12 protein-coding genes and 2 tRNA genes are annotated in these 14,637 nt (G+C 73.2%); 8 read left to right on the top strand and 6 right to left on the bottom strand.

The features are described from left to right. Positions 1 to 124: 124 nt before the first annotated feature. Positions 125 to 586, top strand: a complete 462-nt coding sequence (locus tag AB0M99_RS09150) for a TIGR02611 family protein (RefSeq protein ID WP_365918195.1) — start codon at positions 125 to 127, stop codon at positions 584 to 586. Between the two features lie 54 nt (positions 587 to 640). Continuing rightward, positions 641 to 712, top strand: a tRNA-Val gene (locus AB0M99_RS09155). A 54-nt stretch (positions 713 to 766) separates the two neighbouring features. Here AB0M99_RS09155 and AB0M99_RS09160 read toward each other — a convergent pair. After that, positions 767 to 3,094, bottom strand: coding sequence for a hypothetical protein (locus AB0M99_RS09160; protein ID WP_365918197.1), 2,328 nt, complete (start codon positions 3,092 to 3,094; stop codon positions 767 to 769). A gap of 136 nt (positions 3,095 to 3,230) precedes the next feature. Between AB0M99_RS09160 and AB0M99_RS09165 the strand changes: the two genes are divergently transcribed. Continuing rightward, entirely contained in the window at positions 3,231 to 3,755 is a 525-nt protein-coding gene (locus AB0M99_RS09165) for an SRPBCC family protein (RefSeq protein ID WP_365918199.1), read from the top strand. A 38-nt stretch (positions 3,756 to 3,793) separates the two neighbouring features. Then, positions 3,794 to 3,865: transfer RNA gene (locus tag AB0M99_RS09170), tRNA-Val, on the top strand. Positions 3,866 to 3,938: 73 nt separating this feature from the next. Here the strand turns inward: AB0M99_RS09170 and AB0M99_RS09175 are convergent. Next, positions 3,939 to 4,664, bottom strand: coding sequence for a 3'-5' exonuclease (locus AB0M99_RS09175; protein ID WP_365918201.1), 726 nt, complete (start codon positions 4,662 to 4,664; stop codon positions 3,939 to 3,941). A gap of 220 nt (positions 4,665 to 4,884) precedes the next feature. Between AB0M99_RS09175 and AB0M99_RS09180 the strand changes: the two genes are divergently transcribed. Then, a complete protein-coding gene (locus AB0M99_RS09180) occupies positions 4,885 to 5,475 on the top strand; it encodes a DUF4365 domain-containing protein (protein ID WP_365918203.1) in 591 nt (196 codons plus the stop codon). Continuing rightward, entirely contained in the window at positions 5,475 to 6,695 is a 1,221-nt protein-coding gene (locus tag AB0M99_RS09185) for a hypothetical protein (RefSeq protein WP_365918205.1), read from the top strand. The genes AB0M99_RS09180 and AB0M99_RS09185 overlap by 1 nt, the downstream gene beginning before the upstream one ends. An 8-nt stretch (positions 6,696 to 6,703) precedes the next feature. Here the strand turns inward: AB0M99_RS09185 and AB0M99_RS09190 are convergent, their stop codons facing one another. Then, positions 6,704 to 7,171 (bottom strand): GNAT family N-acetyltransferase, encoded by a 468-nt coding sequence (locus AB0M99_RS09190; RefSeq protein WP_365918207.1) that lies wholly within the window; start codon positions 7,169 to 7,171, stop codon positions 6,704 to 6,706. Positions 7,172 to 7,338: 167 nt separating this feature from the next. Between AB0M99_RS09190 and thrS the strand changes: the two genes are divergently transcribed. Together thrS and AB0M99_RS09200 are read left to right on the top strand one after the other, a co-directional pair. Continuing rightward, positions 7,339 to 9,315: a threonine--tRNA ligase gene (gene thrS / locus AB0M99_RS09195; protein ID WP_365918209.1), complete on the top strand. Its 1,977-nt coding sequence runs from the start codon at positions 7,339 to 7,341 to the stop codon at positions 9,313 to 9,315. A gap of 70 nt (positions 9,316 to 9,385) precedes the next feature. Beyond that, complete coding sequence (locus tag AB0M99_RS09200; protein WP_365918210.1) at positions 9,386 to 9,946, top strand: HIT domain-containing protein; 561 nt, start codon at positions 9,386 to 9,388, stop codon at positions 9,944 to 9,946. A 57-nt stretch (positions 9,947 to 10,003) separates the two neighbouring features. Here AB0M99_RS09200 and AB0M99_RS09205 read toward each other — a convergent pair whose 3' ends face one another. The 3 genes from AB0M99_RS09205 to AB0M99_RS09215 all read right to left on the bottom strand — a co-directional run bounded on the left by AB0M99_RS09205 (position 10,004) and on the right by AB0M99_RS09215 (position 14,470). Next, positions 10,004 to 10,405, bottom strand: a complete 402-nt coding sequence (locus tag AB0M99_RS09205) for a DUF1992 domain-containing protein (protein WP_365918212.1) — start codon at positions 10,403 to 10,405, stop codon at positions 10,004 to 10,006. A gap of 52 nt (positions 10,406 to 10,457) precedes the next feature. Continuing rightward, positions 10,458 to 12,125 carry a hypothetical protein gene (locus AB0M99_RS09210; protein ID WP_365918214.1) on the bottom strand — a complete coding sequence of 556 codons (1,668 nt, stop codon included), beginning with the start codon at positions 12,123 to 12,125 and terminating at the stop codon, positions 10,458 to 10,460. Between the two features lie 131 nt (positions 12,126 to 12,256). Continuing rightward, complete coding sequence (locus AB0M99_RS09215) at positions 12,257 to 14,470, bottom strand: elongation factor G-like protein EF-G2 (protein WP_365918216.1); 2,214 nt, start codon at positions 14,468 to 14,470, stop codon at positions 12,257 to 12,259. Positions 14,471 to 14,637 lie beyond the last annotated feature (167 nt).

The raw sequence follows: 14,637 nt of genomic DNA on the forward strand, positions 1-14,637 counted from the left end.
ATCGACATGCCACCTACGGTGCCGTTGTAAACCCCTCTGACCGTTTTGCGGACCTCTGGGTCCCTCGGACGGCGGATCCAAACGCCCATTCACGTGTGCTTCCGGCTCGGGTAGATTCGGGCTCATGAACACGGGGAGTGACCGCGAGACCAACGAGTCCGCGACCGAGGAGTCCACCGCGCAGACCGCCGGCGAGCAGCCGGCGCCGGAGGCTCAGCACGTATCGAAGGCGCCCGCCTTCATCCAGGCCCGCCGCACCCTGCACCTGAGCTGGCAGGTCGGCGTCTTCATCGTCGGCCTCGTCGTCATCGGCGCCGGCGTGGCCATGCTGGTCCTGCCGGGCCCGGGCTGGGTCGCGATCTTCGCGGGTCTGGCGATCTGGGCCACCGAGTTCGCCTGGGCGCACCTCGTGCTGCGCTGGACCAAGCGCAAGGTCACCGAGGCGGCGCAGAAGGCGCTCGACCCGAAGGTCCGTCGCCGCAACATCATCCTGACCAGCGTCGGACTCGTCATCGCGGGCGCGCTGATCGGCTTCTACCTGTGGAAGTACGGGCTCGTGCTGCCCTGGAACCTCAAGGACCAGTGACCGGCAGGTGGTCAAGGAGCACCGCTGACATGGGGTAATGTTTGCGGTGCGTCCGGGCGATTAGCTCAGCGGGAGAGCACTTCGTTCACACCGAAGGGGTCACTGGTTCGAACCCAGTATCGCCCACCCGGATCAAAGGCCCGGAGACTCGAAATCGAGTCTCCGGGCCTTTTCCGTTCCTCAGCCGAGCCGCCCCAGCGCCTCCCGCATCCGGCGGGCGTCGCGCAGCCGCTTCTCGTACGTCGCCCCCACCGCCAGCAGCAGCAGGCCCGCCAGCGCCGGCGGGAGCCAGCGGGGGAGGGCGTCGACCACCTGGACCACGTACGGGGTCAGCTCGTGCACGGCCACGGCCGCCAGCGTCGCGCCGCCCAGCACCAGCGGGGCCTGCAGCCGGCGCCGGGCGCCCTCCAGGGTCACCGCCAGCGCGGCCAGCCCCAGCAGCAGCGGGCGCGGCCAGTACGGGTCGCCCCACACCGCGAGCAGGCTCGGCAGCGCCGTCGCCGCCAGACCCGGGCCGTACGCCGTCCACGACGAGGCCGCGGCATCCTTGCGGCGCCGTACGAAGCCCACCGCCAGCGCCGCCGCGGTGACGGGCAGCGAGTACGCCTCCGGCACCCCGACCCCGGACGCGGCCAGCCGCACCCAGGTCGCCGCGAGGAACAGGACCCCGGCCGCCCAGCCCGCCGAGCGGCGCTCCGGCCGCACCGCCGCGCCCGCGCAGACCACCCCGGCCAGTGCCAGGACCAGCGCCAGCACCGGGGCGTCCGTGGCCGCCAGGGCCAGGGCGAGGCCCCCGGCCGCGGCCGCCGAGGCCTCCGCAGGGACCCGTACCGCACCCAGCCGGGGCCCCAGCGCCGCCACCGCGGCCGGAACCGCGAGGAGCGGCGGGGCCCACCACGCCACCGGCCACCCGAGCACCGCGCCCAGCGCCACCAGGAGCCCCGCCGCGCAGGCGACGGCGAGCGCCGCGGCGCCGGACCTGGCCCACGCCGCGCCGCGCCCGTACGCCGCTCCGGCGGCGGAGGCGGCCCCCAGGGACCCGAGCACCGCGAAGGTGGCCAGACGGCCGTCCAGGGCCGCCACGGACACGCTCACGGCCCCCAGCAGGGCGCACGCCCCCGCCACGATCCCCGCGGCCCGGCCCGCCGCCCCGGACCGCAGCGCGAGCGCCCCCGCCGCCACCGTCACCGCGAGCTGCGCCGCGAACGCCGCGCCCGCCGGGGCCCCGAGCAGCAGCGGGGCCGGGAACAGCCCCGCCCAGCCCAGGGCCACCGCCGCAGCACCCGGCTCCGGGCGCCCCGGCAGCACGCGGACCAGCGACCAGGCCGCCGCGGCCGTCAGCAGCAGCGCCACCGACGCCGCCGCCCCGAGCCGGTACGGGGCCGCGAACGGGGTCGTCGCCGCCCACACCTGCTCCAGCACCCGCAGCCGGGCCACCAGCACCGTCGCCACCCAGGCCAGGGCCCACACCGCCACCGGCACGGTCGCCCCCGCACCCGCCCGGGCCAGGCCGCGCCGCACCGCCTCCGGGAGCGCGGACGCCCGTACGGCCCCCAGCACCGCCAGCGCCACCAGCAGGTGCGCCACCACCGTCCAGCCCGTGTCCAGCGCGGGCCGCGCCAGGCCGCCCAGCGCAGCCACCGCCGCCAGACCGCCCGCCGTCGCGGCCGGCCAGGCCCCCGGGATCCGCCACGCCACCGCAACCCCGAGCGCGGCCACCGCGCCCAGCAGTGCCGAAGGGGCCAGGGCGTGCCCGGCGGAGGTCGCGATCACCGACTCCGAGAGCCCGACCAGGGCCGCACCCGAGCCGAGCACCGCCGCGGCCGCCCACGCCAGGCGCGCCCACGCCCGGCCTCCGGCGGCCAGAGCCGCATCCAGCGCGGCCGTCGCCAGCAGCGCCCAGCCGACCCACACCGGCCCCGCCGCCCCGGCCAGTACGGCCAGCGGGATCGGGAGCTGCGCCGTCAGCAGCGCCGCGGGCACCGGCAGCCGCAGCCCGGGCAGCGCCCGCCCGTACCCGGCCCACGCCGCGGCGAGCACGGCCGCCGCACCCGCCGCGTACGCCGTGCCGTCGGCGCCGGGCATGCCGACCGCGTACAGCGCGTACGCGTCCAGCACGGTCAGCAGCAGCCCGACGGCCGCCACCGCCTCGGCGGTCGAACGCAGCGTGCGGCGCAGCAGGAGCACCGGCGCGCCCAGCGCCGCCCCCGTCACCGCAGCGAGCACGGCCGAGCGCCCGGCGATGCCCATGGAGCCCCAGCTGACCAGCGTGAACGCCAGCGCGGCGACGGCCAGCAGCACCGCGCCCAGGGCCAGCAGCACGTTCTGCGCACTCGGCGCCGAGGCCTCCTTGGCCGGCCCGGGAGCGCCCGGGGGAGCCCAGAGCGGAGCGGGCCCGCTCAGCAGCCACTGCCGACGGCCGAGCAAATAGATCCGGCGGGCATCGAGTTGAGCCAGTTCGCGGTCGATGAGCGCCAGCTCCTCGGCCGGCGGCAGGGGCGTTTCCATGGTTCGGAGTGTGGCGCCCATCACGCCGTCGGAACATGGGTGCGCGTACTCATCTCGCGTACTCAGCCCGCGCTGAGTACCGCCGGGAAAAGGGGAGTCGGGGGTGCGCGGCCGCCCCGCGCGGCAGACTGGAGCCATGGACCGGACCCCCTGGGACCGCTGGACCCGCTACCGCTTCCGCAGCGTGTGGGACCTCGACGCCCCGGCGGCCCGGGTCTACGCCGTGCTGGAGCGCCCCGAGGAGTACCCCCGCTGGTGGCCCCAGATCCGCGGGGTGCTGCCCCCGTCCGCCGGCCGCGACGGCCCGGCGGATCCGGGCAGCGGCAGCGCGCTCATCCGCTCCGCCCTCCCCATCACCCTGCACGTGACGGCCACCGAGCTGCTGCGCGACCCCGCCCGGGGAGTCCTGGAAGTGGCCCTGCACGGGGATCTCGACGGCTGGGCGCGCTGGACCGTACGGCCGCGCGCCGGGCGCGCGGGGGCCGCCGCCTGGCCGCGCACGCGCGCGCTCTACGAGCAGGAGGTCGAGGTGCGCAGGCCCCTGATGCGGTGGCTCGCGCTGCCGGGGCGGCCGGTGTTCCGGCTCAACCACGCCCTGATGATGCGGGCCGGGCGGCGCGGACTCGCGGCCCGTCTGGGGGCCGGGCCGCAAGCGGTTTGAACGAGCACCGAGCCTTCTGTATTGTTCAGTCCGTTCCCGGGCGATTAGCTCAGCGGGAGAGCACTTCGTTCACACCGAAGGGGTCACTGGTTCGATCCCAGTATCGCCCACCGGGACAGGCCGGTCCGTCTGCTGACGGACCGGCCTTCCGCATTTCACGCCCCTCATGCAGTTCGCGCCGTTTCACGCCGCCGCCGTCAGCCCCGGCCGCAGCGGCCAGTGCGGATCCACCGGCTCCGGCGTGCCCTGCCGCGCGAACCAGGCCTGGAGCCCGCGCGCCTGGGCCGCGTGCCACACCGCCTGCAACGTGTGCAGCTCCCCGGGCGTCAGCCGCTCCAGCCGCGCCGCGAACCGCCGCCCCACCGCCCGTACCAGCTCCAGCGAGGCCAGCGCGTCCGCCGCGGCGTCGTGCGCGGCCTCCAGCTCTATCCCGTAGTGCGCGCACAGGTCCGTCAGCGTCCGGCGGCCCTTGCGGTACCGGTCCAGGTGCTTGTCGAGCACCCGCGGATCCAGCACCGTCAGCGGCCGGTTGTCCAGGTACCGGGCCAGCGACGACGCCCGGTGGCGGCGCAACTCCCGGTCCAGCAGGGTCAGGTCGAACGGCGCGTTCATCACCACCACCGGCCGGCCCGCGACCTGCTGCTCGCCGAGCGCGCGGGCTATCTCCTCCACCACCGGCGCGGGCCAACGCCCGTTGCGCTGGAGGTGCTCATCGGTCAGGCCGTGCACCTCGGTGGCCCCCGGGGGCACCGGGATGCCGGGATTGACCAGCCAGCGCGTGGCGCGGACCCGGCCGCCCGCGCACTCCTGCACGATGAGCGCGGCGGACACGATCCGGTCCTCCTCCACGTCCACCCCGGTCGTCTCCGTGTCGAATGCGGCCAGCGGGCCCTCGTACCAGCGTGTCATGGCGAACTCCTCGTCCCCGGTCGGCAGATGGGTGCACCCGGGCGCCGCCGCCTCGGAACGTGCCGCCCTGCCCGAATCCGTGATACCCGGGCTGTTTGCCCCGTACGCCGTTTGCGGGCACCCGGGTGCGGAGACAACTTCCCTGGGGGGCCGTACACATGACCGGTCATCACCCCGCCCACCACCCACGGCAGAGCCCGGAAGGCATGGGGAGCCGGCCATGGCGCTCGCGCAGCCCGAACCGGGCGGGGTGCCGGCGTTGCAGATCGATCCGCGGACCGCCGCGCGGACCGGACCGCTGCGCGGCACACTCGCCACCACCGCTTGCATGGAGACCCTCCAGGTGGGATACCTGCACGCCGTCGCGGCCGCGGCCGGCTGCTCGCTGTCCCAGCCCTTTCCGGACAACGGCATCGACTGGCACGTCAGCCACGGTGCGCCCGAGCACCTCGTCGACGACGAGGTGACCATCAAGGTGCAGCTGAAGGCGACCTACCAGGTACCGCCCAGACCGGCCGGGGCCACCTTCGGCTTCACCCTCGACAACGAGCACCTGGTGAAGCTGGCCCGCACGCCGGTCGCAGTCCACAAGATCCTCGTCGTGATGCTCGTACCGCGGGAGCGCGAACAGTGGATCGGCGCCGGGCACGACCGGCTCGACCTGCGGCACTGCTGCTACTGGACCAATCTCGCCGGGCACCCCGTGACCGGCCGGCGCCGGACCACCGTTCGGATACCCACCGCGCGGATCTTCGACGACCGGGCGCTGTGCGAGATCATGACCCGGGTCGGGTCGGGAGGGACACCTTGATGAACTGGCACTCACCGCACCTGGAGCCGCTGTCGTCCCCGGAGTTCACCTCGGGGACGCCCGATCCCGCGCAGGTCGACCCGGCGGTGCTGGGCGCACTGCTGCGCCGGCACGGATGGCTGCGGCGCGGCGGGGCCGCCGGGCGGTACGGGCGCTGGACCCCGCCCGCCACCCATCCGGCCGGGAGCGGCGCCACCAGCCTGCTCGTCCCCGAGAGCCGCACCTTCCCCGACTGCGCCGACCTGCTGGAGGAGGCCCTGACCGCACTCTCGCGCAGCGCGCTGCCGTCCGCGCGGGAGGTGCTGTACGGGCTGAGCGTGCCGAGCGACGAGGTCCGCTGGGAGCGGCAGATCCCCGAAGGGGCGTACGGGCTCCGGGGCGAGGCCGACTGGACGGTGCAGGAACAGCTGCGCTCGGCCGCCCGGCAACTGCTCCTGGCGGGGGCACTCGCGGACCGGGCCCGGGCCGGGTACTACGGGGCGCGCCACCGCGGGCAGGCCGAGCGCGCGCTGGACGGGGTCCTGGTGGGACCCGCTCCGGGCGGGCGGCGGCTGAGCGCGTACGTGCCGGTGGACGGAGGGCGGGGGACCGTGACCCGGCTGCACCACGCGCTGCACGCCGCCCGTGAGGCGGTGGACTACCAGCGGGCCACGGGCGGCATGGAGGCCTTCGACGCGGCGGTGGAGGCCGGGGTCAGCCGGGAGCTGGCCGACGCGCTGATCGCACTGGTCCGGGGCTCGGAGGGGGCCCGGGTCGCCCTGGCCTGGGCACCGGCGGCCGGGGTTCCGGCGGGATGCGCGGCCCGCCCCGAGCCGGTGGAGTTCTCCCCCGGGGACCTGCCGGTGCTGCGGGAGGCCGCCGCCCGGTACACGCGGGCCGAGCCGGCGGTGGCGGTGCGCGTGGCGGGGGCGGTGGTCCGGATGCGGCGGTCCGCGCCGGGCGGCGGGGGCACGGTCCGGCTGCGGGTGCTGGCCGGCGCGGAGATCCCGTACGTCCGGGCGGTGCTCGACGAGGAGGCGTACCGGGTGGCCGGGCACGCGCACCTGGTGGGGCTGCCGATCCGGGTCAGCGGCCGGCTCCAGCGGCGGGGCGGGTTCCGCCGCCTGACCGACGCCACCGGCGTGACCCCGGTGCCGCTGGACGAGGTCGAGCGGGACCGGCTGATGAAGTCGCTGGACGACGCGTTCGATCCGGCGGACGTGCTGCCGTCCGACGACTAGGGGCTGCGTCAGCCCCGGATGGCGAAGGAGGCCATCCGCAGACCCGGAACGGGGAAGAGGTCCGCGCCGCGGGTGAATCCGAGGCCTTCGTAGAGGGTCACCGCGGGGGAGTTGTCCGCCCCCGTAGTGACCGTCACGCGGCGGTCCGGGAAGGTCTCGGACAGCAGGTGGCGCATCAGCAGCGAGCCGACGCCCCGGCGGAACCAGGCCGGGTCCACGCAGAGCCGGTCGACGGACACGGAGCCGTCGGCCACCGCCTCCCAGGCGAGGAACCCGGCGATCTCGCCCCCGGCCGACACGGCCCCCAGCCACGCCAGCGGCCGCTCCCGCATCTGCGCGAGGGTCTCGCGCTGCGCCGGTATCCCGAAGCCGATCAGCTCCGCCTCCACCGCGTACGCGGCCCGGCCGATCCGGTGCACGGCCGCGGCGGCGGCATCGTCGGCCAGGTCCAGCGGTCGGACGAGAACGCTCGGCACGGGAGCCTCCGGAAGCAGGGGTCGAAACGTCCACGCTACCCGCGCCCGGGGCCTCCCGGACGGTCCGGCCGGCCGGGGCGGTAACCGTTTCGCGGCGCGGCCACTCCGCTCGGTACGATTCAGGCGCGCGGCGTTCGCCCGCGCACCCCCTGAGTCAGGAGAGACCGGTGTCAGACGTCCGTGTGATCATCCAACGCGATTCCGAGCGGGACGAGCGCGTGGTGGCCACGGGCACTACGGCTGCGGAGCTCTTCGCCGGCGAGCGCACCGTCGTCGCCGCGCGCATCGCGGGTGAGCTGAAGGACCTCGCGTACGAGGTGAAGGACGGCGAGACCGTCGAGCCGGTGGAGATCTCCTCCGAGGACGGCCTGAACATCCTGCGCCACTCGACCGCGCACGTCATGGCGCAGGCCGTGCAGGAGCTCTTCCCCGAGGCCAAGCTGGGCATCGGCCCGCCGGTCCGGGACGGCTTCTACTACGACTTCGACGTCGCGAAGCCCTTCACCCCCGAGGACCTCAAGGTCATCGAGAAGAAGATGCAGGAGATCCAGAAGCGCGGGCAGAAGTTCGCCCGCCGCGTGGTCTCCGACGAGGCGGCCCGCGAGGAGCTCGCCGACGAGCCGTACAAGCTGGAGCTCATCGGCATCAAGGGCTCCGCGTCGACCGACGACGGCGCGAACGTCGAGGTGGGCGGCGGCGAGCTGACCATCTACGACAACCTGGACGCCAAGACCGGCGACCTGTGCTGGAAGGACCTCTGCCGAGGCCCCCACCTGCCCAGCACCCGCAACATCCCGGCGTTCAAGCTGATGCGCAACGCCGCCGCCTACTGGCGCGGCAGCGAGAAGAACCCGATGCTCCAGCGCATCTACGGCACCGCTTGGCCGTCGAAGGAGGAGCTGAAGGCCCACCTCGACTTCCTCGCCGAGGCCGAGAAGCGCGACCACCGCAAGCTCGGCAACGAGCTCGACCTCTTCTCCGTCCCGGACGAGATCGGCTCCGGCCTCGCCGTCTTCCACCCGCGCGGCGGCATCATCCGCCGGACCATGGAGGACTACTCGCGCCGCCGGCACGAGGAGGAGGGCTACGAGTTCGTATACTCCCCGCACGCCACCAAGGGCGCCCTCTTCGAGAAGAGCGGTCACCTGGACTGGTACGCGGAGGGCATGTACCCCCCCATGCAGCTCGACGGTGGTACCGACTACTACCTCAAGCCCATGAACTGCCCGATGCACAACCTGATCTTCGACGCGCGCGGCCGCTCCTACCGCGAACTGCCGCTGCGCCTCTTCGAGTTCGGCACCGTGTACCGGTACGAGAAGTCCGGCGTCGTGCACGGCCTGACCCGCGCCCGGGGCTTCACCCAGGACGACGCGCACATCTACTGCACCCGTGAGCAGATGGCGGAGGAGCTCGACCGCACGCTCACCTTCGTGCTGAACCTGCTGCGCGACTACGGTCTGACCGACTTCTACCTGGAGCTGTCCACCAAGGACCCGGAGAAGTTCGTCGGCTCGGACGAGGTCTGGGAGGAGGCCACCGCCGTCCTCCAGCAGGTCGCCGAGAAGCAGGGCCTCCCGCTGACCCCCGACCCGGGCGGCGCGGCCTTCTACGGCCCGAAGATCTCGGTGCAGGCGCGGGACGCCATCGGCCGTACCTGGCAGATGTCGACCGTGCAGCTCGACTTCAACCTGCCGGAGCGCTTCAACCTGGAGTACACCGCGCCGGACGGCTCGCGGCAGCGGCCGGTCATGATCCACCGCGCGCTGTTCGGCTCGATCGAGCGGTTCTTCGCCGTACTGCTGGAGCACTACGCGGGTGCCATGCCGCCGTGGCTGGCCCCGGTCCAGGCGGTCGGCATCCCGATCGGCGACGGGCACGTCGAGTACCTCCAGGAGTTCGCCGCCGAGGCGAAGAAGCAGGGCCTGCGGGTCGAGGTGGACGCCTCCTCCGACCGCATGCAGAAGAAGATCCGCAACCACCAGAAGCTCAAGGTCCCGTTCATGATCATCGTCGGTGACGAGGACATGGCCGCGGGCACCGTCTCCTTCCGCTACCGCGACGGTTCGCAGGAGAACGGCATCCCCAAGGGCGAGGCGCTGGCGAAGCTGGCCAAGGTCGTCGCGGACCGCGTCCAGGTCTGATCCGTACGGTGTGGGCCCCCGGAAGTGATCACTTTCCGGGGGCCTTCCTCGTTCGTCCGGGCGAGGTCATATGCTGCATGGCATGACGATTGAGCCGGAGCGGCAGAACGGTGTGGGCACGCACGACGGGTTCCAACGGCTGTGGACCCCTCATCGGATGGCCTACATCCAGGGCGAGAACAAGCCGACCGGCCCGGAGGCCGGCGACGGCTGTCCCTTCTGCGGGATTCCGGAGATGTCCGACCAGGACGGGCTGATCGTGGCCCGGGGCAAGCACGTGTTCGCCGTGCTGAACCTCTACCCGTACAACGGCGGCCACCTGATGGTCGTCCCGTACCGGCACGTCGCCGACTACACCGAGCTGGACGGGCTGGAGACGGCCGAGCTCGCGGACCTCACCAAGCGGGCCATGGTCGCGCTGCGCAAGGCGTCCGGGGCGCACGGATTCAACATCGGCATGAACCAGGGCAGCGCCGCCGGTGCCGGCATCGCCGCGCACCTGCACCAGCACATCGTCCCCCGCTGGGGCGGCGACACGAACTTCATGCCGGTCGTCGGGCACACCAAGGTGCTGCCGCAACTGCTCGCGGACACCCGCCAGATGCTGGCCGACTCCTGGCCCGTCGGCTGAGGCCCGTGACCCGAAGGACCGCCCCCGGCGCACTGCGCCGGGGGCGGTCCCTTTCCGTCACTGCGCGCGGTGCTCGCGCCAGGTCCGCAGCTCGTCCTCCACGTCGAACTCGGTGAGGTTCAGCGGCGGTCCCGGCGGCGGCATGCGCAGGGCCGCGCGGATCTTCTCGTTGACCTCGGTGAGGATCTCCCGCACCTGGCGCTCGGAACGCGCCGCGCGGGCCGCCTCCAGGGCGTCCTCGGCCTCCTTGCGCAGGGCGAGCGCCGGAGGGAGCGAGGAGAAGCCCTCCCGGTGCATCTTCCCCTTGATCCACCACATCTCGTCGTAGGGGGCGTCGAGGGAGGCCAGCGGCTTGCCGAAGCCCGGCAGGCTCTCGAACTCGCCGCGGTCCGCGGACTCCCTGATCTGCCGGTCCACCCAGGACTCGACGTCGACCCCGGGCGGTTTGCGCTCGGTCATGTTCCCTCCTCGGGGCTCACCGGCCTCACTTCAGCCTACCCAGGCGCCCTGACTACGCGTCGTACACGTCGGCCTTGCGCGGACCCGGCTCCTGTATGAGGCCGCTCATGATCGAGGAGCGGTTGGTGAAGCGCTCGGTGTCGACGCCGTTGTCCTCCAGCACCTTGAAGGTGGCGGCGTGCACCGCCCGCAGGACCGGGGCCACGGTGCGCAGGGCGTCGTCCGCCATGAACCGGTGGCGCCACATCGAACCGGCCCACACGTGCCGCAGGCCGAAGGGCTCGGGCAGGACCAGCTTGCCGCCGAAGAAGTCGAGGATCGGCGGGAACCAGGTCAGCGGGGCCCGCACCGCGAGGCGCACGACCTCGCCGGTGTCCACCAGCGGCAGCGGCCGCTCCACGGTCTCCCAGAAGCGGACGCTCTTGGGCACCTCCACCACCGGCGCCTTGGACTTCGTCGTGAACAGGCCGTGTACGGGGCCCAGGGCGTGCGCGGTGACGTCCACCCGCAGCGTCTTGTAGAGCACGGTGACCGTGACCAGCATGTTGATGACGAGCTGGCCGTCCCAGAGCGGGTACTGGATGCCGAGGTAGTGCCGGTTGCCGGCGCTGAACTGCTGCTCGTTGCAGATCCGGGTGATCTCGTGCGGCTTGATCAGGAAGTTGTCGGTGTTCTCGCCCGTGGGGCGGGCCACCTCGGCGGCGCCCTCGCCGACCGGGGTGACGATCCAGTGCTGGATGCCGGCCGTCGGGAAGCCGCCCGTGTGCAGCGGGCCGCGCTCCAGCTGGCGCAGCTGGGTGTCGATCGCGCGTATGACGTCCCAGCTGCGGAAGGGGTGGATCTCGGCGCCGTCGGTCTTGGGCGCGAGCTCCTCGGCCATCTGCCAGCTGCCCCAGCGGGTGCCCATGCCCAGGATGCCCTTGGGGCCGGCGTAGAAGACGTGGTTGCTGCGGTCCTCCGCGGTCAGCTTGGCGAGCTGGTGGCGCAGGTCCTCGCGGGCCTTCTCGTCGGGGTTGCCGGGTACCGCGTCGGGGATCTTGGCGGCGACCCCGTTGCCCGCGAGCAGCCCGTCCCAGCGCGAACGCAGGTCCTCGGCCGTCCTCTCGCAGAGCCGCCGGGCCAGCGCCCAGCCGACGGCCGGGGCGATGATCATGGCGCGCACGTAGATGCCGAGGAAGCCGGTCAGGGGCAGCCGGAACATCAGGACGGCCACCACGACGGCGACCCCGACCAGGACCAGGGTGCCGATCCAGGAGGCGCGCTTGCCCTCGCCGGAGGACAGCGTCTTGCGGAGCTGGAACAGGCCGAGCCACAGCAGCAGGCCGGGCAGGAAGAGCACTCCGCAGACCAGCATGATCAGCCGGAGCCTGCTGTCGCGCTCCTTGCGGATGCGGGAGGCGGCCAGGCAGTGCTCGACGACGGTCTGCGGGTCGGCGCCGAAGGACTGGATGAGCGGCTTGCGGCCCGGGCCGAGCGTGCGGGCCTCGACGGCGCGGCAGAAGGCCTCGCCGAGGCTGGGCTCGAAGAGGGATATCTTGCCCGCCTTGATCGAGGCGGGGTGGTTCTCACTGTTGGCGCCGAGGATCTCTTTCAGCTTGGTGTCCCCGCCGCCGTCGCGGTACGCGGCCGACGCCAGGGCATTGGTCGCCGCGGTCTGGCCGCCGCCGCCCTGGAGCGGAATCTGCGCCCCGGGACTGAAGTCGAATCCGTCGTCCGCCACCGCTGCCCCCATCGCTGTGCGTTCGTGCTCTTTGTCGCGCCGACGAGCCTATCGGCGGATCTCCCCCCATGGTCATGGGACAGGGAAATGCCGCCCACCGCAAGCGGGTTGGGTGGGCGGCCAACGTGATGCTATGTCAGTTGTCTTCCCTTCTCTTCCTGTTCGCGCACCTTGTCCGCGATCTGCGGTGGCATCGGTTCGTGGCGGGCGTACGCCCGGCTGAACAGGCCCGTGCCGTGCGACACCGAGCGCAGCTCGACCGCGTACCGGCCGATCTCGATCTCGGGGATCTCGGCGCGCACCCGGGTGCGGCCGGGGCCGGCCGGGTCGGAGCCCACGACCCGGCCGCGGCGGCCGGCCAGGTCGCTCATGACGGGGCCGACGTACTCGTCGGGTACGAGGACGGACAGCTCGGCGACCGGTTCGAGGAGGTGGATGGCCGCCTCGGCAGCGGCTTCCCGCAGCGCGAGGGCCCCGGCGGTCTGGAAGGCGGCGTCGGAGGAGTCCACCGAGTGCGCCTTCCCGTCGCGCAGGGTGATGCGCACGTCGACCAGGGGGTAGCCGGCGGCGACCCCGCGGGCGGCCTGGGTGCGTACGCCCTTCTCCACGGACGGGATGAACTGGCGCGGGACGGCTCCGCCGACGACCTTGTCGACGAACTCGATGCCGCTGCCGGGCGGCAGTGGTTCGACCTCGATCTCGCAGATGGCGAACTGGCCGTGGCCGCCGGACTGCTTGACGTGCCGGCCGCGCCCGGTGGCCTTGGCGCCGAAGGTCTCGCGCAGGCTCACCTTGTGCGGGACGGCGTCGACCTGGACCCCGTAGCGGGTGCGCAGCCGTTCGAGGGCGAGGTCCTGGTGGGCTTCGCCCAGGCACCACAGGACGACCTGGTGGGTGTGCGGGTTCTGTTCGAGGCGCATCGTGGGGTCTTCGGCGACGAGGCGGGCCAGGCCCTGGGAGAGCTTGTCCTCGTCGGCCTTGCTGTGCGCCTCGATGGCGAGGGGGAGCAGCGGGTCGGGCATGGACCAGGCTTCCATGAGGAGGGGCCGGTCCTTGGCGGAGAGGGTGTCGCCGGTCTCGGCGCGGGTGAGTTTGGCCACGCAGGCCAGGTCGCCGGCGATGCACCGGTCGAGGGCGCGCTGCTGTTTGCCGAAGGGGGAGGTGAGGGTGCCGATGCGCTCGTCGACATCATGGTCCTCGTGCCCACGGTCGGCGAGGCCGTGCCCGCTGACGTGGACGGTCTCGTCGGGGCGCAGGGTCCCGGAGAAGACGCGGACGAGGGAGACGCGGCCGACGTAGGGGTCGGAGGAGGTCTTGACGACCTCGGCGACGAGGGGGCCGTCCGGATCGCAGGTGACGGCGGGACGTTCGGCGCCGTCCGGGGTGGTGACGGCGACGGCGGCGCGCTCCAGGGGGGTGGGGAAGCCTCCGGTGATCAGTTCCAGGAGCTCTACGGTGCCCAGGCCCTGGCGGGCGCCGTCGGCGGCGGGGGCGGCCATCAGGACGGGGTGGAAGGTGCCGCGGGCGACGGCCCGCTCCAGGTCGTCGACGAGCGTCTTGAGGTCGATGTCCTCGCCGCCGAGGTAGCGGTCCATGAGGGTCTCGTCCTCGCTCTCGGCGATGATCCCCTCGATCAGGCGGGCACGGGCCTCGGTGATCAGGACCAGCTCGGCCGGGTCCGGGTCGCGTTCCATGCGGTCGCCGGAGGTGTAGTCGTAGACGCGCCGGGAGAGCAGGCCGAGAAGGCCGGCGACCGGTGCGTGCCCGTCCGGGCCGGTGGGGCCGTGCAGGGGGAGGTAGAGCGGCAGGACGGCGTCGGGGTCGTCGGCGCCGAAGGACTGGCTGCAGACGCCGGCCATCTGGGCGTAGTCGGCGCGGGCGGCCTCCAGGTGGGTGACGACGATGGCGCGGGGCATGCCGACGGCGGCGCATTCGTCCCAGACCATGCGGGTGGCGCCGGAGAGCCCGTCGCCGTCCTCGGCGGCGGAGATGACGAAGAGGGCCGCGTCCGCGGCGCGCAGACCGGCTCTGAGGTCTCCGACGAAGTCGGCGTATCCGGGGGTGTCCAGGATGTTGATCTTGATTCCGGCCCATTCGACCGGTACGAGGGAGAGCTGTACGGAGCGCTGGCGCCGCTGCTCGATCTCGTCGTAGTCGGAGACGGTCGCGCCGTCCTCGACGCGCCCGGCGCGGTTGACGGCGCCGGAGGTCAGGGCCAGGGCCTCGACCAGGGTGGTTTTGCCGGAACCGCTGTGGCCGACCAGCACGACGTTGCGTACGGACGAGGGGCGGTCGGCCGTCAGTGCCCTGCCGGCGGCCCCGGCTTGGTGCGATGTGGCTCCCATGATGTTCGTGCCTCCCGGTCGTGACGGTGAGGAGGGAAGAAAAGGGGCTCTTCGAGCTTTGCACTGCCGTCACACTGCGTCCATACGTCGTACCCGGGGCGGTCCGGCGGACCGCTTCCGGCGGGCCCCGGTGTGAAGAACCGCTTACGTGGCGCGAACCGGTGGGT

The organism is Streptomyces sp. NPDC051183 (assembly GCF_040682455.1).
Lineage (GTDB): Bacteria > Actinomycetota > Actinomycetes > Streptomycetales > Streptomycetaceae > Streptomyces.